Genomic DNA, 22,907 nt, shown 5'->3' on the forward strand with positions numbered 1-22,907 from the left:
TTATTTGGTTAGTCGTCATTTTCCAAACGAAGACAAAGACGGTCAATAATTCTATGAGTATTGAGAGCAATGTTTTGCATAAACACAGCAACTTTCTTACAGATCTCTGAGACGGTATGGAAAAACACATTGTTAATGACATCCGATTTTAGCCATTTCCGAAGTCCCTAGACTAAGTTCAATTGCGGACTATAGGACGTTAAGAAAACCAATTCAAAACGTGCTTTATAATCTTCCAGAAAGGGCTGAAGTAACTTCGCATGATGAATATGAGCATTTTCCAACAGCATGACAGTTTTCCCTTCAGGGTACGCTTCGACCACCAGCTTGTAAAAAGGATAGAGACGCCTTTGCGTTATATTGCTTGTCTTCATTTCAAGGTAATTGACCCGTTATACAATTCAGAGCAGTAAGCAATTTGACACTACGGTGTTTGCCTGTGTCTAGATGATGCGATGCTTGCCTTTGAGAAACCAAGATGCTGAAACGTTTGATAATCCATTGATGATGGACTCATCTTCGAAGAGTAATGAGCAATGTCTTCGTTCATTAATCTTTTTTCAAAGCAGAAACGTCTCTTCTGTAAAGATTTGTTGCTTGGTTTCATCAGCAACAGCTAAAGTATACTTGGGTTTGGTGTAGTTGAGTCCAAGACGATGCGCCATTTTAGAAAATACCACGAAGCAAATAGGTGACCGAACTCCGTTTGATATATTCTCTAATAAGATAGAGCGTCCAGTTGTATTTACTTTCAAAGCCTACTTCATATGGAACCGAGAATACCTGTGTGTAAAATATCCCTTAACTAGAAATCCCCATCTAGTTAACTACAATTTCTCCAACAAGGCTGGAAGTCCTTCTTTTCATTCCGTTCTCGACAAAACAACTGATTTTTACAACTTTTCTCTGTAGACTCAACAGCAAATTTTCCGAAACACCCAGGTAAATTATACTTTTCAATTGCTTATATCTCTTCAACATGATTTAACATTGGCTTGTCATGTCACTCAGCTCAATTTAAGCAATGTTTAACCAACTGCCATGTTTGGAAGTGTAGTAGAATGTGTACTTAAATCATCAAACGAAGGGTCGGAGTATCGGGGTGATGAACGTCTAGAATATCTCGAATTTGCTCTGCCCATTCGATTTTGGTACAGCGTGGACGAACGCTTTGGCTTTTGATAAAACTCCACAAACTATTTGCACTCCCAAAGAAGCCAGTTACTTTGAATTTCGTCAAGATTAAATCTATATGCTGACGATTTAGCTCTTGCTTGTTGAATTACCCTCTCGGAGATTATAAGGATTGTTATCGGAGTGGATAACTAAGCGAAATCAAAGCCAAAATCCGTCGCTTGGCAATATAGAAGTAAAAAGCTTCGAGTTAAAAAATGTAAATTTAAATCTATATTGGTTAAATAGCTGCATTCCCAAAAATATTGATGGCATATTCACATTAGCTATCACCGTTTCGATTTTCTTGTACAGGTTGACTACTTTTGCCGTCAATCTCTGACAGAAGATGTAACCGTATGACAATGCCATCCTCAGGTAGTCTAATGCAACCTTCCTTTGTAGTCCATCATGTTCTGAGATCGCTTTAGTCGCTCTAGTAGCTCATCAGTCTTTAAATTGTAGATATAACCTTTTGAGTTTGAACAGCGTTTCGAGTCGACTCCCATTCGGTTAATTCGCTGGCTAGCTCTTCCATAGAGGGAATCCATCTGTCTAAACATTGGCTTGTCATGACGCTCAGCTCAATTTCAGCAATGTTTAGCCAACTGCCATGTTTAGAGGTGTGGTGGATCTCGAGTCGTTTGGCTAGACGCAGCGCCGTCTCAGGTTCAAAAGCTTCATACAACGAGGCGATGGAATGTGTGTTTAAATTGTCCATCACCAAACGAAGGGTCGGTGCGCTCGGATAATGAACGTCCAAAAGTTCCCGAATTTGCTCTGCCCATTCGATTTTGGTCCGTCGTGGACGAACGCTGACATGCCGCCAGCCTGCAAGCGGTTCTGTGAAAATAAAGATACTACAGGTTCTATGGCGTACCTATTCGGAATCTTCTCTCAGCGGCTTGGCGGGTTTCATCGGAATGGGGTTGCGCCTATCATCCAGCAGTTGGAAGGGTTTCTCATCCATGCAAATCACCGGACATTCTCGATCGTAAGGCAAATGGTAGACCTCTAGCACATCTTCCATGGCGGCCACAAACGCCGCATTCTGCTTTGGCGGGATACACCAACATTTACGAAGATGGGGTTTGAGTTCGTTTTTTTAAAATCCGATCGACCGTGTCGTACGAAATGCTGTCAATGTAGCCCAGTTCTACGGTCTTATCGGCCAACAGCCGGAGGGTCCACCGACTTCTACCTGCTGGTGGTGTACTGCAACTGAGCGCGATGATTTTCGCCTCCAATTCACCAGTCACCTTTGGAGGATTTGGCGGGGTCAGTCTCTTTTTTCGTTCAAGCGCCGTCTGCATTCCGTTCACTGCAAAGGATTTGCACACCAGGTATACGGTGTTCGTATGGATGTGTAACTGTTTAGCAATTTCTATATCTGTAAGTTTTCCGTCCCGTCGATTCTCATCTGCCCACAACAGAATTTGAGCTCGCCGAAGAGATCGTGCCGCCACCTTTCCTTTTGAGCAAATCTCCAGTAGTTCATTCTGCTGATTTGCGGTTAAGCACACGGTATATTCACGGTTTCTCATAGTCGATACCTCTTTTTACCTCGACTATATCACATTCACCATATTTTAACTATTTTAAATCTGATGCTGTACTAGTCTGTTATATTCATCACTCTGCTACTCTACCGACTTCAGCGCTTCAATCATATGAATCCGCTTGAGCTTGATGTGCATGAATGCCATTACGATGCCTGAGAATAGTATGGTCAGCAAGGCTGCATAGATGTAGCTCTGCCACTTGATGAGCGGAGCGAACATGGTGGCATCCAGCTCGGCAGTCGACAGGACGAACCGGTGCAGGATCACCCCCAGGGCACTGCCGGACAGGATGCCAAGCAGGGTCAACAGGATATTTTCCCGGTAAATATACAGAGTGACTTCCTTATCATAGAAGCCGAGCACCTTAATCGTAGACAATTCGCGGACCCGCTCGGACACGTTAATATTGGTCAGGTTGTACAGAACCACGAAGGCCAGCGCGGCAGCAGAGACAATCAGCACCACAATGACGATATCCATACTGTCCATAGTTCCCTCGAAAGCCTCTCCCACTCCGCTGGAAAAGCTGACCAAGGCCACCTGTCCATTCGCAGTCAGCTTCTCCCCGAAGGCACTCTCCCACTCCTTATCCTTACCGCTGTAATTCAACAGTTGAGTATTATAGACCGGCTCCTTGCCGAACACCTTTGTGTAGTAAGCCGGAGTCATGTACACATAATGCAGCACATAGTTCTCGGTGACCGCCGCTACCTTGATCTGGAATGGCTCATTGTTGCTGTCCAGAAGCGTCAACGTCCCCCCGGGTGCCACATCATACAGCTTGGCCAGCTTCTCTGTAATGACCGCGCCCTCGTCACTGAGTACACGCGGCTTACCGGTGCTGCGGTCCTTAAGATTAACGAAAGACGCCAGCTCAGCTGTATCCGAGGGAACAAAGATCCGCACTTCCTGGTCGTTCACGCCTTTGGCCCGGGCCGTCGTAGCCTCCTGCAGCACATTCAGCGTGCCTGTAACTGCAGTCTCCTGTTCAATCAGCTCCTTATAGGAAGCTTGATCTGCGGCCGTTGCATTGTCGTGCAGGGCGACCAGGGCGCTGTATTTCATAATGCCGCCGAACTGCCGCTCGGCGATGCTGCCGATGGAATCCTTCAGCCCAAAGCCGGTGAGGATCAGCGCGGTACAGCCTGCCACCCCGATAACGGTCATGAACATCCGCTGCTTGTAGCGGAACAGGTTGCGGGCCGTGACCTTTTGCACGAAGCTGAGCCGGGTCCACAGGAACTTGAAGCGCTCCAGCATAATCCGCTGCCCGCTCTTCGGTGCCTTGGGCCGCATCAGCACAGACGCGTTGCTCCGCAGCTCCACCCGTGAAGCGATCATCGCGGTCATCGTTGTACAGATCAGCGCCACGACTATGGAAATAACGGCGTAAGAAGGGTAGAAGCTCTTGATCACATCCGGCAGGTTGTAGAGCGAGCTATAGGCATTATAGATCAGATCCGGGAAGAACGTGAAGCCGACTGCCAGGCCTGCAATGGATGCCGTAAGGCTGGCCAGTGTTCCATACACCAGAAACTTGGTCATTATGTCCATAGCGCCGTATCCGAGTGCCTTCAACGTCCCGATCTGGAGCCGCTGCTCCTCCACCATGCGGGTCATCGTGGTTAAGCTGACAAGCGCGGCAATCAGGAAAAAGAATACCGGAAAAGCCGACGCAATCGCGGACAGACGGTCCGCATTATCCTTGTATTCGGCGTATCCCGGGTTAATCGTGCGATCGGCCACGTATACCTTGGGCAGCTCCGGCTGGCTCTGTGCGGCGGATGCTGCCTGTTGTTGTTGCGGCTGCTGTTGCGCCCCCTGCTGAACCGCCGCCTGCTTGGCCGCTGCTACCGCCTCCGCCTTTAGCTCCTCCAGGCGCTGCGCCGGGTAATCCTTCAGCGCTTCCTCTGTCTCTGTGAGGTGGCGCTCAACCAACGTATCGTAGGCCGGAGTATAGGCCGTCTCCGCAGCTGTATCCTTGAAGCTGAGATAGGCCTCCGTATACACCGGAAGTGTGAAATCCCCTTCCGGGATGACGGCGAACGCATCGGCAGTGCCTTTGCCGATCCGGCTGGTTCCGCGGTTCGCGGTCTCAATATATTGCGGGCTCTGCGCGAACCCTACTACGGTATAGGTCTTGGTGCGGAAGCTCTGTTCGGGCTTCTCCCCCGCCTCCCCGCCGAAGGTAATGGAATCACCGAGCTTGAATTTTTCCTGTTCGCGCAGGTGTTCATCCAGCACAATCTCTCCCGGGGCTGCCGGGAGATGCCCGGCGGTGAGCTTGTAGCCGTTCAGTTCATTATCGTCCGCATACGAATAGACCTTGGCAATCAGCCCGCTGTCGCCAAGAAATACATCGGAGCTGTATACAGGCTGAACCGTCTGCACCCCGGGAATCCCCCGGAGCTGCTTAATCCCTTGCTCCGACAGCCCGTAAGTGGACTGGACCCGCAGATCCATCAGCCGCAGATCCTTATAATAAGTCGCGGCGGTATCCAGCATATCCGGCCCGGCCGATTTGATCCCGGAGAAGAAGCTGACCCCCAGCATAATAATCGCAAAGATCGAGAGAAACCTCGCCTTGGTGCGGCGGATCTCCCGAAAAACATCCTTCCATAATGCCCGTTTCTTCATCATTCCCGGCTCCTTACCATTCAATATCTTCTACGGATACCGGTGCTTCGTTCTTCACCATTTTCCGTACCTTGGCGTTGTTGATCTCAATGACCCGGTCGGCCATCGGAGCAATCGCCAGGTTATGCGTGATCACAATCACCGTTGTGCCGGTGTCGCGGCAGGTATCCTGCAGCAGCTTAAGCACCTGCTTGCCGGTATTGTAATCGAGCGCACCGGTCGGCTCATCACAGAGCAGCAGCTTCGGCTGCTTCGCCAGCGCTCTGGCGATAGCCACGCGCTGCTGTTCCCCGCCTGAGAGCTGGGCCGGGAAGTTATTCAGCCGCGCGCCAAGGCCCACATCCTCCAGCACCTTCCGGGCATCCAGTGCCCGGGGCGAGATCTGCGAGGCCAGCTCGACATTCTCCAGAGTGGTCAGATTAGGGACCAGATTATAGAACTGAAATACGAAACCCACGTCATTACGGCGGTAGCCGGTCAATTCCTTGGCGCTGAAACGTGCGATGTCAGTACCGTCCACAATGACCTGGCCTTCGTCGGCGGAATCCATCCCGCCCAGTATGTTAAGCACCGTTGACTTCCCCGCCCCGCTGGGCCCTACAATTACAGCAAATTCACCCTTTTCAATCTCAAATTCAATGCCGTCGTTGGCGACAATCAGGGTCTCCCCCATCTTATAGCGCTTATATTCGCCCTTCACCGTTACGAATGCCATGCCGTCTCCTCCTGTCTTCTCCACAAACCGCTAACGCACCAGAACTGGCAGATACGATTCAATGACTCAAGTGTAGCACATGAACCCCCTATGATTGCAAAAGTGGGGAGAGGCCGCCCCGCCTCCGCTGAATCCAGGTGACGCAGACTGCCAGCGAGTATTCCCCCCACAGCAAAAAACCTCCTGACGGAGGTTCCTGCTCAAGCGTGTTGTTACTCATTCTTATTTATGGGGTCGGCATTCCGCCGTTGGCATTCAGGGTCTCACCGCTGACATAGCTTGATTCCTGGCTGGCCAGGAACACATAGGCCGGAGCCATCTCGGCAGGTTGGCCGGGGCGTCCCAGCGGGGTCTTAGCTCCGAAGTCCTTCAGGACTTCCTCCGGCTGTCCGCCGCTTACCTGAAGCGGAGTCCACACCGGTCCGGGGGCAACCACGTTCACCCGGATTCCCTTAGGCGCCACCTGCTGGGCGAACGCTTTGCTGAAGGTATTGATCGCGCTTTTGGTAGTCGCATAATCCAGCAGAATCTCTGAAGGCTCATAAGCCTGAATGGATGAAGTGTTAATAATCGTACTGCCGGGCTTCATGTGCTTCACTGCTGCCTTGCAGAGCCAGAAGAGCGAGTAGACATTCGTTTTGAAGGTAGCATCGAACTGTTCAGTGGTCAAATCGGCGATGTCTTTCACGAATTGCTGCTTACCGGCGATATTAGCCAGGATATCAATTCCGCCCAGCTCCTCTACGGCCTTGGCAATCAGCTGCTCACAGTACTTCTCGTCCTTCAGATCACCCGGCAGGGCCACCGCCTTGCGTCCGGCTTCCTCGATGAGCTTAACCACTTCCTTCGCGTCAGCTTCTTCCTCCGGCAGATAGGCCAGCACCACATCGGCGCCTTCACGGGCAAAAGCAATCGCTACCGCCCGCCCGATTCCACTGTCCGCTCCCGTAATAACAGCCTTCCGTCCGGTGAGCTTCCCGCTGCCTTTGTAGGTGCCCGCTCCGTCATCGGGACGCGGGTGCATTTTCGTTTCTAAGCCCGGACTGGGCTGCTGCTGCTCGAATTCAGGTGTCGCCTTTTCATATTGCTGCACAGGATCTTGAATCTTATATTGATTACTCATGATAATATTCCTCCTCTGTTCGCTTCTGATTGTGTAGGCTTCTGACTCTTTCTATGTAACCAGCTTCCCTTTTTCCTAAACGAATTATGTATGAGCGCCGTAACAAAATAGCCCCCTGCCAAAAAGCAAGGGGCCATATCTGTATAACATCAATGGATCAGAACTCCTCGTACACGGCCGGGTCCTGGTCCCACAGCGGTCCGGTGGACGGGAGCTCAGAAAGCACCTTCATCTCAGCCTCTGACAGCTCGAAGCCAAAAATATCCAGATTCTCCCGCTGATGCTCCTCCGACTGCGATCTTGGAATCGGAACCGCTCCCAGCTGCACATGCCAGCGCAGAACAATCTGCGAGACGGATTTGCTCCGGGCTGCGGCAATGGTCCGCAGCTGTTCATTCTTCAGCAGCTCCGTGCCGCGTCCCAGCGGGCTCCAGGATTCTGTGACGATTCCGTGCTGTTCATGATACGCGCGCTGCTCCGCCTGTTGATAGAAGGGGTGCAGCTCGATCTGGTTCATAGCCGGTACCACGCCCGTCTCCTTGATCAGGCGGTCCAGATGCTCCGGCAGGAAGTTGCTGACTCCGATAGAACGGATCAGCCCTTTTGCCCTTGCATCAATCAGTGCTTGCCATGCTTCCACATACAGGTTCACCTTGGGATTCGGCCAGTGGATCAGATACAGGTCATAATAATCCAGCCCTGCCCGGTACAGCGATTCCTCAACAGTCTCGAGCGCTTCATCATACTTGTGATGGCGTCCAGGCAGCTTCGAGGTAATGAACAGCTGGTCTCTGGCCACGCCGCTCTGCCGCACCGCCTCTCCGACCACGCCCTCATTCTCATAGTTGAATGCGGAATCGATCAGACGATAACCTAAATCCAGCGCTGTCTTCAGACTCTCTACACCCCTCGCTCCCTTGATCCACGCGGTACCAAAGCCAATCGCAGGCACCTTCATTCCATCGTTCAGCAGTACTTCCGGAATATGATTCGTCATGTTCATTCAGCCTCCTGTATTTAGATAGTAGCAGCCCCAGCCGGAATCTTAACCAGCACCTGATACTGCTTACCCGGTTTCAGTTCCTTCAGAACACCGTCTTCCACTAAGCTGCCGTCCAGATACACTTTGATTGCCGCTACGCCAGACTCACGCTTCATCTCAATCTGCAGCTCAGCGCCTCTGAAGCTGCGTTTCACCGTCGCCTCCTGCCAGCCGGAAGGAAGCTGCGGCTTCACCTGCAGTCCTTCCCGGCAGCCTTGCAGGCCGAACAGTCCATCAATCAGGCAGCGGTACACCCACGGAACGGTTCCGGTGTTGAACAGATGGCTGGAGCGTCCGGCAGTCTGCGGGAACTGCTTATAAGCCCCCCGGTAATAGTTAGGGATGAACACCGGCAGCTGGCCCCGCCGGATGATATCCTCGATATCGGGCCCGGGGAGCATTTTGCGCAGCAGACGGTACGCGTGGTCCTGCTCACCTACTGCATACAAGCCATAGATATAGAACGCTGCGGCATGGTTGTAGACTGCGCCGTTCTCGGCTGTCCCCGGATGCTTCTGGGTGACCCGGCCGACATCCTCGCGCATGGCGGTATAGGACGGTGCCAGCTTTTCCACTCCATACGGGGTCTCCAGCTGTTCATGGACCGACTTCATCAGCTTCGCCCGCTTCTCCTCATCGGCGGCACCGCTGAGCAGCGCCCAGCCCTGGGGATTAATGAAGATCCGGCCTTCCTTGTCGCTGCTGATTCCGAACACCACATTGTCATCGGTGATTCCCCGCGCATACCACTCGCCATCCCAGAAGTACTGATTGACGAGCGCATTCATCTCCTCCGCTGCAAGGCGGAAGGTCTTGGCGGTATCCGTACGGCCGCTCCGCTCACAAATATCCGCCCAGACCATACATGCATACGCGGTAGCGATGGTCAGCCAGCCGGACACACCTTGCCCCCGGTACCCTACCATATTCATCGGGTCACACCAGTCCCCCTGATTGATATAATTCAGGCCGCGCTCATCCCGCTCGTGGAGCAGCCACTGCACCGCCCGGTCGATATGCTCATGCACAGGTCCTGTCTCCAGGCCGCCCGCATACGATACTTCCTCATCCAGAATGCTGTAATCATCGGTCTCATCCAGATAGGTACTAAGGCAAACCGGCAGCCAGACACAATGGTCTGTATGTGGAACCTGATTGATATATTTCAGTTCAGCCGCTTCATGCAAAATAATCCCGTCCGGCATCGCTCCGCTGGCCTCCTGCTGGCTTAAGGCCGTCAGGAACGCCGCTCTTGCCGTCTGCGGCTTAAGATAGCTCATCCCCATATTATCCTGCAGATAATTCCGGGTCTGCGGGTCAGTGGTCAGGCGGTTAGTCTGCCCGTGATAGTACATCTGCCGGGGCAGCCAGTGGTTGACCAGATTGTCGAGATCCGCATCCGGCGTGGTGATCTCAATGCTCCCTCTGCCTTCCGCAATGTACTGCGCATATTCCCGCTCGGCGCGCACGAATCCGTCCTCGCCTGCCGCATCAGTATCCAGGAACAGCTTCCGGCGGATCTCCGCGATTCTCTGCTCACTCCGGGCCGGGCCGAAGATGAAGCGGTATTCACGCTCTTCCCCTGCAGCCAGGTCCAGACTGTATTGCAAGGCGGCAACCGGGGTCTCATAACGGGCTTCGCCTTGCGCCAGCCGCTGGCCCTTAAGCGCTGACGGCGAGCCGATTCCGCCTTCGCCCTCGAAGGCTTCCTGATTCACTTCCCAGGAGACCGGGGCATGGTCGGCCAGCAGGAAGGTTTTGTCCTTCAGATGCTTGATTGCGGCATAATCCTGATATTTCTGATAAGGTGTGACCGCTGTAGCCACAATTGCCTGCAAGGCTTCCTTATACTCGCCGGACTGATTCATCCAAGACATGTAGCCGATAGTGAAGTAGGGGTAGATGCTGATCTTGCGGGGAGCGGCGGACAGATTAGTCACCTTCACCCGCCACAGCTCCATCGGGTCATCCTTTGGCAGGCTTAGCGTCATCTCTATAGCGATCCCGTTCTTCTCGACGGTCCAGACAATATTATGCTTCCCTACCGCAAAAGTATAATGATCCAGAGGGGTGCGGACAGGCTCATAAGGGGCAGAGAACAGCTCCCCGTTCTCCTCATCTTTGACATAGACGAAGCGTCCCGGGTGGTGGGCGTAATAAGGCTGCTCCGGCTGCATGAACGTCTTGGCCTCCAGATTCGGCGCATAGGAGTACTTGGCTGGCTCGGGCTGCATGAACTGGGCTACCGCATAGCCCCGGCAGTTCATATGAATCATCATCTGCTCATTCCACAGGAACCCCGAAGCCTTGGGGAGAATGGTGGGACTGGACAGCTCATAATATTCGTTATCTTCAGATGCTCTTATCATTTTCGTGCCTCTCTTTCCGGATTATCATTCTGCTCTCTATTCTATCTTGTTTAAGAATACGCTCTCATAGGTTTGGCGGCAAGTCTGCCGGAGCCGTTTCAATTTCATCGATTTGGTTTTTATAGTAGAATAAACCCAAATAACTACCACTAGATGAGAGGTGCATCATATGAAGCAATCGTACATAGCCAGACTTGAATTATTCGTAACTAACGCCCAGCAGGTCAAACAGGAATTCCCCTGGCAAAATGCCTCCGTGAACCGGCTGGCAGCCTTGCTCTACGCGGTGGAGGACAAGATGGCCAATGTGGAGGCGATCCGCATGTACCATGAGATGGTCAAGGATAACACCCGGGGCTTCTCCTCCTTCCGGGGAACCTCAGCCATCTGTATTGCTGCGCTGCTCTCCCTGTCCCCCCAGCCGCAGCAGCAGCTTGCAGCTACGCTGGCTGTATATGACCTGCTCAAGGAACGCAAGTTCCGGGCCTCCGACTACCTGGTCATTGCCGCCTATCAGATCGCTGCCCATACCCCCTATGATCAATATACCGTAGCCATAGACCGCACCCAGGCCTTCTATGAAGGGATGCGGTCGAAGCACCGTTTCCTGACCGGACGGGACGATTATATCTTCGCTGCTATGCTAGGCCTCTCCGATATCCCTGTGGAGCAAGGGGTGGAGCAGCTGGAACAGCTCTATGTTACGCTGAAGCCCGAGTTCTTCTCCGGGAATAGTGTTCAGGCGCTAACACAGGTGCTGGTGCTAGGCGGCGGGGATCTCACAAGCCGGGTGCTTAGCCTGCGTGAGGCGTTCCGGGCACGCGATATCCGGCTGGATAAGGAGTATACACTCTCGTCCCTTGGCATCCTGTCCCTGATTCCCTATGAGCAGCAGCAGCTGGTAAGCGATGTCTCGGATACCTATGAGTTCCTGCGCCCGCAGAAGGGCTTCGGCGGCTGGTCGATCAACAAGCAGGAGCTGCTCCTGCTGTCTGCCGCGCTCGTCTCCTATCAATATATCGATGATGTCAGAAACGGCATCATTGAATCCACGCTGTCTACCAGCCTGACCAACATCATCATTGCCCAGCAGACAGCGATTGCTGTAGCTGCGGCCTCTGCTGCTGCGGCGGCAGCTTCATCTTAAGGGTTGACATGCAAAAGGCTTCCGGAGCGTAGTTTGCTTCGGAAGCCTTTTTATTAACGATACATTTGGACATACCACATCTTGAAGCCATGCCGCTCATTAAAAACCGACACTTCGTTTCCAATCCAAATTAGAGGAGCCTACGAGTGCATGAGCTACACCGTGTAGCTCAGCTTCACTTATGATTTTGTCCACCAACTGATGACCTGCTCCATCTGCCCTGTACTCTGGATGGACGTATACTTCATAAATCTCTAGAAATAAAGCGTTTATAGGGAATACCGAATACTGGGATGTTTGAATGGCTCCATGAGTATATCCAATGACCCGTGCATGCTTCTCGGCAATCCAGAAATAATCCCCTATACGCTGAGCAATCTTGTCAGTGTTCGATGCTGGATAAGCGAAAGTAACCGCTTCTTTTGCCCACATCTCAGATAATTCAGCTACCTGAGGAACATCCTCCATGGTACATTTCCTTATCGTTACCATCATTCACCCTCCAGTGATTAATACTACAGCAATCCATATGCTTCTTATGCTTATCAATTCTATGTTAATGGTGGTGTATATTCGTCAAAAAGGAACAAATCCCCTCCCCTCTCTAAGTTTCAAACTTTATCCTGGTAGCATGCGTCCTCAATAGTTGGATTTCCGGCACTTGTTGATGAGCCATTTCCAGGGTGACGGAAGTTAGTTGGATTTATGACACTTAATTCTGCCCTATTTGCGATGTTACCTGTAATCGGCTGGAGTAGGTGTATAATTTCCAACTAAACTTCCCCAAACAACGATTTTTCTATAATCAGATGACGTTTATCCACTTATTTATTATGTTCAGTTACTACAGCCACTCCACTGTTTGATTCATACGCCCCGGTTACAGGCGGCCTCCTAACGCTCAAATTAAAGAGCATGTCCCGCACTTGCCGGAGACATGCTCTGTTCGTTATAAGAAGCCTACCCTTCCTCCCCATCCCCGGGCATCCGGCGTCTGCCAATCCCAAACGCATAGTACCCCGCCACAACAATAGCCAGGAAGGACGCGCCGACAATCAGCGACAGATGCGTATCCGGGTTGAACCACATCCCGATGATGACCAGCGACAGGAAGATGATAATAATGTAGTTACTGACCGGGAAAAAGCGGGACTTGAACGGATGGGCTGCCATCTCGCCTGCCCACCGCTCCCTGAATCTGAACTGGCTGAAGGCAAGGGCGAACCACGGAATCATTCCCGGAAGCACGCTGGCACTGTAAATATAGAGAAACAGCTTGGAGTCCGGCATCAGATAGTTTAACAATACGCCGACCAGCAGCAGGGAGATCGTTGTGATAATGCTGTTGCGGGGTACTCCGCTGGCAGAGACTCTGCCGAAGAACTTCGGAGCCTGTCCGTTCTGGGCCAGCGTGTAGAGCATTCTGCCCGCGCTGTAGATTCCGCTGTTGCAGCCCGACATCGCCGCTGTAAGCACCACGAAGTTGATAATGCCTGCCGCAGCGACAATCCCCACCTTGGCGAAGGTCAACACGAACGGACTGCCGATCTCGCCGATTTCATTCCACGGATAAATGGTCACTATGATGAAGATGGCCCCCACGTAGAAGATCAGAATGCGCCAAATGATATTCTTGATCGCTTTGCGCAGCGTTTGCTTCGGATTCTCCGCTTCCCCGGCCGTAATCCCCACCAGCTCAATCCCCTGATAGGCCGCCGTGACAATGCAGAGCGCGAATAGAAACCCCTTCAGTCCTCCGGCAAAAAAACCGCCATGGCTATACAGATTGGACAGTCCAAGCGGCTGCCCGCCATTCCCGAGACCGAAGAAAATCACCCCGGTGCCAATCACCAGCATCACGACAATGGCAACCACCTTGATCATCGCGAACCAGAATTCAAACTCCCCGTAGAGCTTCACCGCCGCCACATTGGCTGCTGCAATGATGCCCACACCGATCAGTGCCGGAATCCACTGCGGAATATCCGGGAACCAGTAACCGACATAGATGCCGATGGCCGTAACTTCTGCCATCCCGACTGTCACCCACAGGAACCAATAGCTCCAGGCGGTCAGGAAGCCGGCCAACGGGCTGATATATTTGTGCGCAAAAGTGGCGAACGAACCGGTCACCGGCTCCACTACCAGCATCTCCCCCATAATCCGCATCACAAAAAACATAATGATGCCTGCCAACAGATACGCAAGCAGCACGGAAGGCCCTGCCCACTTAATTGTACTTGCCGAGCCCATGAATAAGCCCACGCCAATCGTGCCGCCCAGTGCGATCAGCTCGATATGCCGCGGCTTAAGTCCTCTGGTTAACTGTTTGGATTCCAATGAAATGCTCCCCCTCATATGTACACCTGTACACCTCACATGTACTCAACGCAATCTATCTTAATATGTAAGCATCATTGTATGCTGTGATATACATTAACGCAATGCAGAATTACTCCATCAGAAAGTTTCACCATTTGTAACAATAAAATTGCCCGAAAACCTATACATTCTGAACCATAGTGTTATAATCACTTTGTTTATTCACAAGAACAACAGGAAACAGGTGATCAAATGTTTGAAATCAAATGGCTGTGGCAGAACCTGGAGGGCAACCGGGCGCGGTATATCGTGGCGCTCTGCCTCTCGGTAGTGGGATCAAGTCTTACGATTGTGAACCCCTACATCAGCCAGCGCATCGTCGATACGTTCATTGCCGGTGACCACGCAGGAGCGAATCTTGCTACAGGACGCGGGCTGCTGATTGCGCTCTGCCTGGGCATGATCGGCTTCTCCCTGCTCCGTACAGGGCTGGCCTACTTCACGACCATGCAGTACGAAATTTCTTCACAGAATATGATGTACAATATCCGGATTTATCTGTACAACAAGATTCAGGGCCAGGACCGGGAATATTATGACCGCAACCGCACCGGGGACCTGATGACCAAAATGACGGGGGATCTGGATATGGTCCGCCACTCGATGGCATGGATTTTCAAGACGATTATTGAATCGCTTACGATTTTCCTGGCAGCCGTCATTTATTTCCTCACGATTGATGTGAAGCTGACGCTGTGGATGCTGATCCTGTCACCGCCGATTTTTGTGGTGGCCTTTATCTTCGCCAAAAGAGTGCGCCCGATGTACATCGACCTGCGCGAGCGGCTGTCCCAGCTCAATACAACGACCCAGGAGAATATCTCCGGGAACCGGGTGGTGAAGGCTTTTGCCCGTGAGGAGTTCGAGATTGCCAAGTTCACAGAGAAGAATGTCAACTACGCGGTGGCGAATAAAAAAGCGGCCCTCGTCTGGCTCGACTACTTCCCTTATCTGGAGTCGTTCGCACAAGGCTTCAACGTGGTCCTGATGCTGGCCGGCGGTTACTACGTGATGGAGGGGCGGATTACCTTCGGTGAGTTCACGGCGTTCTCCTCGCTGATCTGGGCGGTCTCCAATCCCATGCGCAATATCGGCATTATTATTAATGATATTCAGCGCTTCTTCGCCAGCTTATCCAAAATCGTCGATATCTATTACGCCCGCCCGGCGATTGCCAATGACCATAACCCGGTGGAGCGCCGCCGCTATGAGGGACGGATTGAATTCGACCATGTCCGGTTCAAATATGATAACGCTACCGTGCTGGATGATGTGAGCTTCACGATAGCCCCCGGCGAGACCATTGCGATCATGGGGGCTACCGGCTCCGGCAAAACCTCGCTCATCAACCTCATTCCCCGCTTCTATGATGTGGCTGGCGGGCGTGTGCTGGTAGACGGCAGAGATGTCCGGGAGCTGGATCTGGATGAGCTGCGGGGGAACATCGGGATGGCTACGCAGGATGTGCTGCTGTTCTCCGATACCATCGACGGCAATATCGCATATGGCGATCCTGATCTGCCTGAAGAGGATGCGAAGGCTTACGCGGCTCTGGCCGCTGCCCATGATTTCATTGTCAAAATGCCTGAAGGCTACGATACTGTAGTCGGGGAACGCGGTGTCGGGTTGTCCGGCGGACAGAAGCAGCGGATAGCGCTGGCCCGTGCGCTGGCGGTCCAACGTCCGATTCTGATCCTCGATGATACGACCTCTGCGGTCGATCTGGAGACGGAGGAGCATATTCAGCGCAGCCTGCGGGAGCTGGAGTACCCCTGCACGAAGATCATTATTGCGCAGCGGGTATCCACTACCGCCCAGGCTGACCGCATTCTGATCCTGGAGGGCGGCCGGCTGATTGAGGAAGGGACCCATGCCGAGCTGCTGGCGAAGCGGGGTTATTACTATGATGTATTCATGCTTCAGAACGAGGGCATTGGAAGGCAGGTGACCGCGAGTGGCCAGGAATAAATTCGATGTTGATGAGAATCTGGAATCGCCGTTTAATATCAAGCATTTCCGGCGGGCCATGGTCTATATCAGACGCAAGAAGAAGCCGATGCTTATCGCATTCGCGCTCAGCGCATTGTCGGCGGCGATCGCCCTGTCGGCTCCGCTGATCATGCAGCATGTCGTGGATGTGACCATTCCGGCCAAAGACATGGGCGCACTGGCAGGCTGGTCCCTGCTAATGCTGGCGACCATCGTGGTCAGCGTTATCTTGGCTACGATCCGCTCGCGGATTATGACAAGTGTCGGACAGGATATTATCTTCGATATCCGCACCGACCTGTTCAAGCATCTGCAGGATCTGCCGTTCAAATATTACGATGACCGTCCGCAGGGCAAGATTCTGATCCGGGTCGTGAACTACGTCAATGCGGTATCCGATGTATTGTCCAACGGTATTATCAATTTTATCTTAGAAATCGTGAACCTGATCTTCATCGCCGTGTTCATGTTCGCCGTCGATGTGCGGCTCTCCTTCATCATTCTGGCCGGACTGCCTGTCTTCCTCGGCATCATGCTGCTGATCAAGACCCGGCAGCGCCGGGCCTGGCAGGCCGTATCGAACAAAAGCTCCAACCTGAATGCTTATCTGCAGGAGAGTATCAGCGGCATCGGCGTCACCCAGATGTTCTCGCGGGAGACGCGCAATGAAGGCATCTTCACCCGGCTGGCCGGCAACTTCCGCACCGCCTGGATGAAGGCGCTGCGTTACAACATTCTGATTCCGTTCAGTGTCGATAACCTGTCTACCATTGTTACGGCTATGATTTTTCTGGTCGGACTGCTGACCCTGGACCCGCAGAACATGACGCTGGGCGTCATTCTGGCCATGAGCAGCTATGCGGCCCGCTTCTGGCAGCCGATCCTGAATCTGTCGAACCTGTACAACAACTTCATTAATGCGGTGGCTTACCTGGAGCGGATCTTCGAGACGCTGGATGAGCCGGTAACGGTCAGCGATGTTCCCGGTGCGAAGGCGCTACCGCCGGTTCAGGGTCGGGTGACGTTCGATGATGTCACCTTCGCCTACGATCCGGGCCTGAATATCCTGGAGAACATCTCCTTCGATGTTGCAGCCGGAGAGAGCGTTGCTCTGGTTGGTCCGACCGGTGCGGGCAAGACCACGGTCGTCAACCTGATCTCGCGCTTCTATAACCTGACTGGCGGACGCATTCTGATCGACGGGCAGGATATCTCGCAGATTACCTTGAAATCGCTACGCGGGCAGATGGGGATTATGCTGCAGGACAGCTTCATCTTCTCGGGAACCATCCTGGATAATATCCGTTACGGCAGACCGGATGCGACCGAGGAAGAGGTTATCGCCGCCGCGAAGGCTGTCTGCGCTGACGACTTCATCCGCGAATTCGATCAGGGCTACCAGACCGAGGTGAACGAACGCGGCTCCAAGCTCTCCCAAGGACAGCGGCAACTCATCTCGTTCGCCAGAACGCTGCTGGCCAACCCGCGGATTCTCATCCTGGATGAGGCCACCTCCTCCATCGATGCGCAGACCGAGCGCCTGCTCCAGAAGGGGCTGAACGAGCTATTGAAGGGGCGCACCTCGTTCATCATCGCGCACCGCCTGTCTACGGTGAAGAACTGCGACCGGATCATGTATGTCTCGAACAAGGGCATTGCCGAGAGCGGCTCCCATGACGAGCTGATCGCCCGCCGCGGCCTGTACCACCGGCTGTATACGGCGCAGAAGATGGAAGCCTGATGTGAGGCGCAGGATAAGGCTATATAGATTGTACTTGTAATTTTCCGTGTTGGGATTGCCGTGACTCCAGAGAATGTTTGGCCCTCCGGCCGCTGTTGTCCCCAGATTTCTTGAATCAATTTGAACCGCTCTTAGCGGTAGAAATCCGGTGACAGCTGATGCTTACGATGCGAGCTTTCCTGCGGAAAGCTTTCAGGCGGACGCTGACGCTCCTACAGTTCCAAAATTCTCCTCCGCCACTTTTCCCTGTCTGTTTATTTTAAGTTCAATTTTTATACACTCAAATAAGAAATCGCCAAAAACCGCAGCAAGGGTTCGCCCCTGTCTGCGGTTTTTCGCGTGCTTAGGTGGACCATACAGCACATATTCATTGAAGAATATGTCCGCATGCACGGTCCGTTACCACCTAAGTCTGCTGGTTGCTGGCTTCATCAATTTGTGCAATTAAGCAGCACTCCTGCTGCGATCCATGCGGACTGGAGAGCCGCTATTCCTGTACATTGCACCATATTGCGGGCTAAGCGGACTCACATGTACTTAACTAGTCGCTCTTGCCTCATTTTAATCACCAACCGGCCTTATAACGGCCTCTTAGTCCGCGGGCGAGCTGTAAAGCTGTCTTTTTCACAAAATAAGGGCCTCATGGTCCGGTTGCAGAACCTTCATATACTCTTCCCTAAGCATACTGTAGATCTCCAGATCGACCACTCCCTTGCCGGACCAGAGGGCCGCTTGCCGCAGCATCCCTTCCTTGACATATCCGTTCTTCAGCAGCACCTTCTTGGAAGGCTCATTATTCAGCATCACTTCCGCTTGAATCCGGTTCACCTGCACCTGTGCGAACAGGAATTCCGTCAGCAGAGCCACCGCTCTGGAGGCAAGGCCCCGCCCCCAGTGGGCTTCCGCGAGGAAGTAGCCAATCGTCACCATGTTCACCTTCTGATTGAACTCACAGGCTTCAATAATCCCGAGTAGCTGCGTCTCGTCTTCTGCGGTGAAGATGCCCCACTTGATCCGCGATCTTTTGAGATAGTCCCGTTCATAATGACCGATCATGCTCTTCACTGTCAGCTTGTTGTGCTTGGGGATGATGCCGCAATACTCAAACACATGATCATTGCTGTAGATCTCGAACAGCTCATCCAGATGCTGCTCCTCAATCTTGCGCAGTACAAGCTCCCCTGATCTTAGGACAGGGAACTGGTCAAACACAACCTCCATGTTCATTCCCTTACACTCCATTCTCTGCTTCCTGCATGCCTCGCCGGATGGGGACGTACAGATCAACCATGCACTTGCCCTGCGGGTCCTGCGCAGGATCATTCAGACAGAATTCCAGGCATGGCCGATCATCGGCTTCATAGCCGCTGCGAGGTAACCATACGCTGAACATAGTATCGTACGCAAGGACAAATCTATCTACCGTATCGTAGTAAGAATACACCGCATATAGGCCGCCGGCCAATGTCTTGAACCCGACTGCCTCCCGGTGCGCCTCCGGCCCGAAGTCGGCAGGCAGTGTTACACAAGCATCATAGCGGCAGGCCGACTCTTCCGTAAGCTCCCCGTCGTCCAGTGAGATTCCGATGAACTGCTGATTCGCCGGATGCAGCCCCTGCTCAGCAGCCCAGCCGGTTAGCTTGTCCCATGCGTGATGCGTATCCAGGTAACTTCCATTATGCCTGACATAAGCGACCTCAACCTCTGTAATTTCTCTGAGTTCTACCATACTGTCCCACGCCCTCCTTAACAGCGGATTACCTGCTGCTTTATTGTAATCTGCCAGGGCGCCCGGCTCTGCCTGCTTATTGCTGAGGAATGACGGGAAATTGCTATGTTTACGTTTCCTGCTTCTGATGGTGCCCGGCGAACAGCCGTAATGACGCTTGAAATGAACGCCCAGCGCAGATACCGACTCGAAACCGCAATTCCCCGCGATCTCCAGAATGGTCAGGTTCGTCTCAGTCAGCAGCACCCATGCCCGCTCAATGCGCTTCCTGGTTACGAAGGCCATGGGCGTCATGCCCGTGAAGGCTGTAAATATTCTGGTGAAATGATACTTGGAGAAATGGGAGACCTCCGCCAGCTGATCCAGCCGCAGCGGCTGGCTGCTGTGATTTTCTATGTAGGCAATAACCTGCTTAATCCTCTCCCCATACTGCTCCTGCATCGCTGAATCCTCCGTCCCCTTCGTGTTACAATACTGTACAAATATAAATGGATGAGGCGATAATCAATGGTTACCACTCTCTACTTCGTACGACATGCGCACTCTACTTATTCTACCGACGAATTGAGTAGACCTTTATCTGAGAAGGGGAGTACAAGCACTCTCCAGAGTATTGCAGCAATACAAAGGCAAATCGATCGCGATCGGAACTCACGGTAATCTGATGGTCCTGATCATGAATACTCTGGACAAGCGTTATGATTATAGCTTCTGGAAGCAGTTAGAAATGCCCGATATCTATAAGCTAAGCTTCCATGAGGGCAAGCTTGAGGGTGTACAGCATATTTGGCCATCATCCTATTGAACTTGACAGACTGCTGTCACAACCCTGTGATATAACCAGGTAAAGGAGTGATTGTTATGGCAAGCTATGAATACTCGTCCCGGCAGGAGCTGATGGACACGATCCACGCTCTATACCTGCTGCTGGATGCCGAATTCGATGGTATAAATGATACATATAAGGATACGCGAGTTCCCGAGGTGGACAAGACCCCTGCCGAGATCATTGCTTATCAGCTGGGCTGGCTGGGGCTGGTGAGGGGCTGGGAGAAGGATGAGCTGGCGGAACGAACAGTCCAGATGCCCGCTGCGGATTACAAGTGGAATCAGCTGGGCGGGTTGTATCAGTCCTTCTATAGTAAATATGCGGAGTATTCCCTATCCGGGCTGCGTGAGCTCTTCCGGCAATCCGAAGAGCAGTGGCTGGATTGGATCGCCACCTTAACAGAGGAGGAACTATTCATTCAAGGCGCCCGGAAGTGGACCGGAACCAAGGAGAACTGGCCGATTGCCCGCTGGATTCACATTAACTCCGCCGCTCCGTTCAAGACCTTCCGGGGGAAGATCCGGAAGTGGAAAAAGCATTGTCCTGAAGGACTGGCAGAGTGAAATAATGGAAGTCTGACAAAGTCGCATAGCAGCATAGCAGCCACAGCTTAACGTCCAATGCTCCCCAATCATTGCGTGCTGTCTGCCCTCCCGTCTGGCGCTTGCATCCCCCTTCTGCCAGGGCCTTCCCGGTTCATTCCCCTGCTCCCGTCCTTGAAGTTGGTGCCGCCGCCGTTCAGGCTGGGGAAGCCGCCGGGCCGGGAATTGAAGTCTGCACTAGTAATATTCTGAGCAGTGACCGCTTCGCAGGAAGTGAGCAGCAGCGAACAACTAAGCATGCTAATAATTAAGGTGATGTAATATTTCTTAGTCCGCATGATTAGACCTCCTTGTCCCGGTCAGTAATACATATACGTCTTGGACACCCAAGCAGGATAAGACGAGCAGCAGCGGATATACGGGATACAGGTACCGGGACTTGATCTCCCAGAGCAGGTAGAACCCGATGAAACCAAGAATCACCAGCAGGAGCGGGGTCTCCGCGAAGCGCTTAGCCCGCAGTCCCCGGATTAACCGGATCAGAATGAAGACGTACATCAGGAAATTCTGGACATATAAGGCCCACAGCAAGCCGCTCCGGTACATAGAAGCACCTTCAAACAGTCTGCTTGCAGCTGTGGAATAGCTGTAATGGCCCATCACCATGCCGCCTCTTCCGCCGCCGGAGGAGGCTCCTTCATTTCCTATCCCGTAGCGCTCCATCTGGTAGGTCCCTTCCGTCCAGGTCCAGATCAGCTTTTTATAATACATTCCTGCAAGCCCGTTTAAGGTCGCACCGGAGAGCTTGCTGCGGATAGACGCCTTGAACAGTTCTACACTCTCTGCCTTATTATAGCCGGCCTCCTGCTGGTAGATATTATAGCTCTCCCGGTCATCCCAGAACCCGAGTGTCTCCAGATTAATCCCCATATTCAGCCACATGTACACTGGAGCAGAATTGCCGGACGGCGATTCGTCCACAATGCCTGTTGCTTGAAGCGCCGTATTCTGAATCCAGGCAGGAAGAACCCACAGCAGCAGGGTTATGCCAAAGGCAGCAATGACCTTCTTCACGCCAATCGCCCGCAGGTTCAGGAGCAGACTGAGAACAATGGCAATCAGGAAGATCATACCTATACTGCGGAAGTAGTTGCCGAGTGTCAGCAGAACCGCCGCGAACAGCATATCCTTCATGGATCTTCTGCGGATGAACCTGACTGCGAAATAGAGCGCGCTGGTAAGCAGAGCCGTGGCAATTCCATCATTATAGATGAAGTTGCTCATGAACATAGCCGGAACATAGGTCGCAGCCACAATCAGAAGGCCATAGTTTTTGCTGCGGGATTGGGGTCTCAGTTCTTGGCCGAGCAGATAGATGACCAGCGTGGTGACGAGCGTGAATAGGATGTTGAAGCTTTTGATCACCAGATAATTGTCCGGGAACAGCAGCAGCAGCGTCTTCAGATACAGCACGAAGGAGAAATTAAAAGGGAACATGTACAGGTATCCGCCTGACTGGAAGGAGGAATAATCCTTGTCATAGAGCATAGCCCAGGCCAGGGACAGCACCGTCTGTGAATCATCTGTAGGCATGCGGGTGAACAGGAAAATAATCACGAGTTGCAGGATACCCGACAACAGCAGCACGGCAGGAATAACCTTAGCCCGGCTATACCCTTCAAGCTTCCGTGAGAGTCTGTACAGCACAAAGCCCAGTCCCAGAACAACTACAATCCATAGCAGGAACACAAGCGGCTGCTGCCCTTCCAGCACTGCCCGGTCACCATACACGGAATAATTATATTTCGCCCGGAACAAGAAGGATGAAGCGATGAACAGCCCCATGAACAAGGCGAGGATGAGTGTTACGATTTGCTGGATTCTTTTTACCATGATACCCTCCTGACCGGCAGCGCCCGGCGAGTCG

18 protein-coding genes and 1 pseudogene are annotated in these 22,907 nt (G+C 52.6%); 5 read left to right on the forward strand and 14 right to left on the reverse strand.

Annotated features, from left to right (window positions below; translation table 11 throughout):
* Nucleotides 1–167: 167 nt before the first annotated feature.
* The 8 genes and pseudogenes from NSS64_RS32810 to NSS64_RS24610 all read right to left on the reverse strand — a co-directional run bounded on the left by NSS64_RS32810 (nucleotide 168) and on the right by NSS64_RS24610 (nucleotide 10,621).
* Entirely contained in the window at nucleotides 168–374 is a 207-nt protein-coding gene (locus tag NSS64_RS32810; RefSeq protein ID WP_445667811.1) for a transposase, read from the reverse strand.
* A gap of 1,253 nt (nucleotides 375–1,627) precedes the next feature.
* Nucleotides 1,628–2,038 (reverse strand): annotated as a pseudogene (locus NSS64_RS32815) (transposase); the annotation flags it as partial.
* Between the two features lie 211 nt (nucleotides 2,039–2,249).
* The gene (locus NSS64_RS24585) at nucleotides 2,250–2,717 is read right to left on the reverse strand and encodes a helix-turn-helix domain-containing protein (RefSeq protein WP_341141837.1); all 468 of its coding nucleotides are present in this window, start codon (nucleotides 2,715–2,717) and stop codon (nucleotides 2,250–2,252) included.
* A 96-nt stretch (nucleotides 2,718–2,813) separates the two neighbouring features.
* On the reverse strand, nucleotides 2,814–5,375 hold the full coding sequence (locus NSS64_RS24590; protein WP_445667812.1) for an FtsX-like permease family protein: 2,562 nt from the start codon (nucleotides 5,373–5,375) through the stop codon (nucleotides 2,814–2,816).
* 10 nt (nucleotides 5,376–5,385) lie between these two features.
* Nucleotides 5,386–6,087 (reverse strand): ABC transporter ATP-binding protein, encoded by a 702-nt coding sequence (locus NSS64_RS24595; protein ID WP_340944116.1) that lies wholly within the window; start codon nucleotides 6,085–6,087, stop codon nucleotides 5,386–5,388.
* 226 nt (nucleotides 6,088–6,313) lie between these two features.
* Entirely contained in the window at nucleotides 6,314–7,210 is an 897-nt protein-coding gene (locus NSS64_RS24600; RefSeq protein ID WP_340991105.1) for an SDR family oxidoreductase, read from the reverse strand.
* A 157-nt stretch (nucleotides 7,211–7,367) separates the two neighbouring features.
* Nucleotides 7,368–8,207, reverse strand: a complete 840-nt coding sequence (locus tag NSS64_RS24605) for an aldo/keto reductase (protein WP_341141838.1) — start codon at nucleotides 8,205–8,207, stop codon at nucleotides 7,368–7,370.
* 20 nt (nucleotides 8,208–8,227) lie between these two features.
* Nucleotides 8,228–10,621 (reverse strand): GH36-type glycosyl hydrolase domain-containing protein, encoded by a 2,394-nt coding sequence (locus tag NSS64_RS24610; RefSeq protein ID WP_341141839.1) that lies wholly within the window; start codon nucleotides 10,619–10,621, stop codon nucleotides 8,228–8,230.
* A gap of 169 nt (nucleotides 10,622–10,790) precedes the next feature.
* Here NSS64_RS24610 and NSS64_RS24615 point away from each other — a divergent pair, with 169 nt between their 5' ends.
* Entirely contained in the window at nucleotides 10,791–11,768 is a 978-nt protein-coding gene (locus NSS64_RS24615) for a DUF4003 family protein (RefSeq protein ID WP_341141840.1), read from the forward strand.
* A gap of 99 nt (nucleotides 11,769–11,867) precedes the next feature.
* On the opposite strand, the gene NSS64_RS24620 is transcribed toward NSS64_RS24615, so the two are convergent.
* Both NSS64_RS24620 and NSS64_RS24625 read right to left on the reverse strand, forming a co-directional pair.
* On the reverse strand, nucleotides 11,868–12,263 hold the full coding sequence (locus tag NSS64_RS24620) for a GNAT family N-acetyltransferase (RefSeq protein ID WP_341141841.1): 396 nt from the start codon (nucleotides 12,261–12,263) through the stop codon (nucleotides 11,868–11,870).
* A 465-nt stretch (nucleotides 12,264–12,728) separates the two neighbouring features.
* Nucleotides 12,729–14,108 (reverse strand): amino acid permease, encoded by a 1,380-nt coding sequence (locus tag NSS64_RS24625; RefSeq protein ID WP_341141842.1) that lies wholly within the window; start codon nucleotides 14,106–14,108, stop codon nucleotides 12,729–12,731.
* A gap of 234 nt (nucleotides 14,109–14,342) precedes the next feature.
* Between NSS64_RS24625 and NSS64_RS24630 the strand changes: the two genes are divergently transcribed.
* The gene (locus tag NSS64_RS24630) at nucleotides 14,343–16,118 is read left to right on the forward strand and encodes an ABC transporter ATP-binding protein (protein WP_341141843.1); all 1,776 of its coding nucleotides are present in this window, start codon (nucleotides 14,343–14,345) and stop codon (nucleotides 16,116–16,118) included.
* Complete coding sequence (locus tag NSS64_RS24635; RefSeq protein ID WP_340991100.1) at nucleotides 16,105–17,880, forward strand: ABC transporter ATP-binding protein; 1,776 nt, start codon at nucleotides 16,105–16,107, stop codon at nucleotides 17,878–17,880. The genes NSS64_RS24630 and NSS64_RS24635 overlap by 14 nt, the downstream gene beginning before the upstream one ends.
* Nucleotides 17,881–18,504: 624 nt before the next feature.
* Here NSS64_RS24635 and NSS64_RS24640 read toward each other — a convergent pair.
* Together NSS64_RS24640 and NSS64_RS24645 are read right to left on the reverse strand one after the other, a co-directional pair.
* A complete protein-coding gene (locus NSS64_RS24640; protein WP_341141844.1) occupies nucleotides 18,505–19,107 on the reverse strand; it encodes a GNAT family N-acetyltransferase in 603 nt (200 codons plus the stop codon).
* Nucleotides 19,108–19,111: 4 nt separating this feature from the next.
* Entirely contained in the window at nucleotides 19,112–20,050 is a 939-nt protein-coding gene (locus NSS64_RS24645; protein WP_341141845.1) for an AraC family transcriptional regulator, read from the reverse strand.
* A gap of 172 nt (nucleotides 20,051–20,222) precedes the next feature.
* On the opposite strand from NSS64_RS24645, the gene NSS64_RS32820 reads away from it, so the two are divergent.
* Together NSS64_RS32820 and NSS64_RS24655 are read left to right on the forward strand one after the other, a co-directional pair.
* Complete coding sequence (locus NSS64_RS32820) at nucleotides 20,223–20,414, forward strand: hypothetical protein (protein WP_445667813.1); 192 nt, start codon at nucleotides 20,223–20,225, stop codon at nucleotides 20,412–20,414.
* Nucleotides 20,415–20,470: 56 nt separating this feature from the next.
* Nucleotides 20,471–21,001, forward strand: coding sequence for a ClbS/DfsB family four-helix bundle protein (locus NSS64_RS24655; RefSeq protein ID WP_341141846.1), 531 nt, complete (start codon nucleotides 20,471–20,473; stop codon nucleotides 20,999–21,001).
* Between the two features lie 68 nt (nucleotides 21,002–21,069).
* On the opposite strand, the gene NSS64_RS24660 is transcribed toward NSS64_RS24655, so the two are convergent.
* Both NSS64_RS24660 and NSS64_RS24665 read right to left on the reverse strand, forming a co-directional pair.
* On the reverse strand, nucleotides 21,070–21,318 hold the full coding sequence (locus NSS64_RS24660) for a hypothetical protein (RefSeq protein WP_341141847.1): 249 nt from the start codon (nucleotides 21,316–21,318) through the stop codon (nucleotides 21,070–21,072).
* Complete coding sequence (locus NSS64_RS24665; protein WP_341141848.1) at nucleotides 21,308–22,873, reverse strand: glycosyltransferase family 39 protein; 1,566 nt, start codon at nucleotides 22,871–22,873, stop codon at nucleotides 21,308–21,310. Before NSS64_RS24665 ends, NSS64_RS24660 begins: the two co-directional genes overlap by 11 nt.
* Nucleotides 22,874–22,907 lie beyond the last annotated feature (34 nt).

The organism is Paenibacillus sp. FSL H8-0122, assembly GCF_038005345.1.
Taxonomy (GTDB): domain Bacteria; phylum Bacillota; class Bacilli; order Paenibacillales; family Paenibacillaceae; genus Paenibacillus_AQ.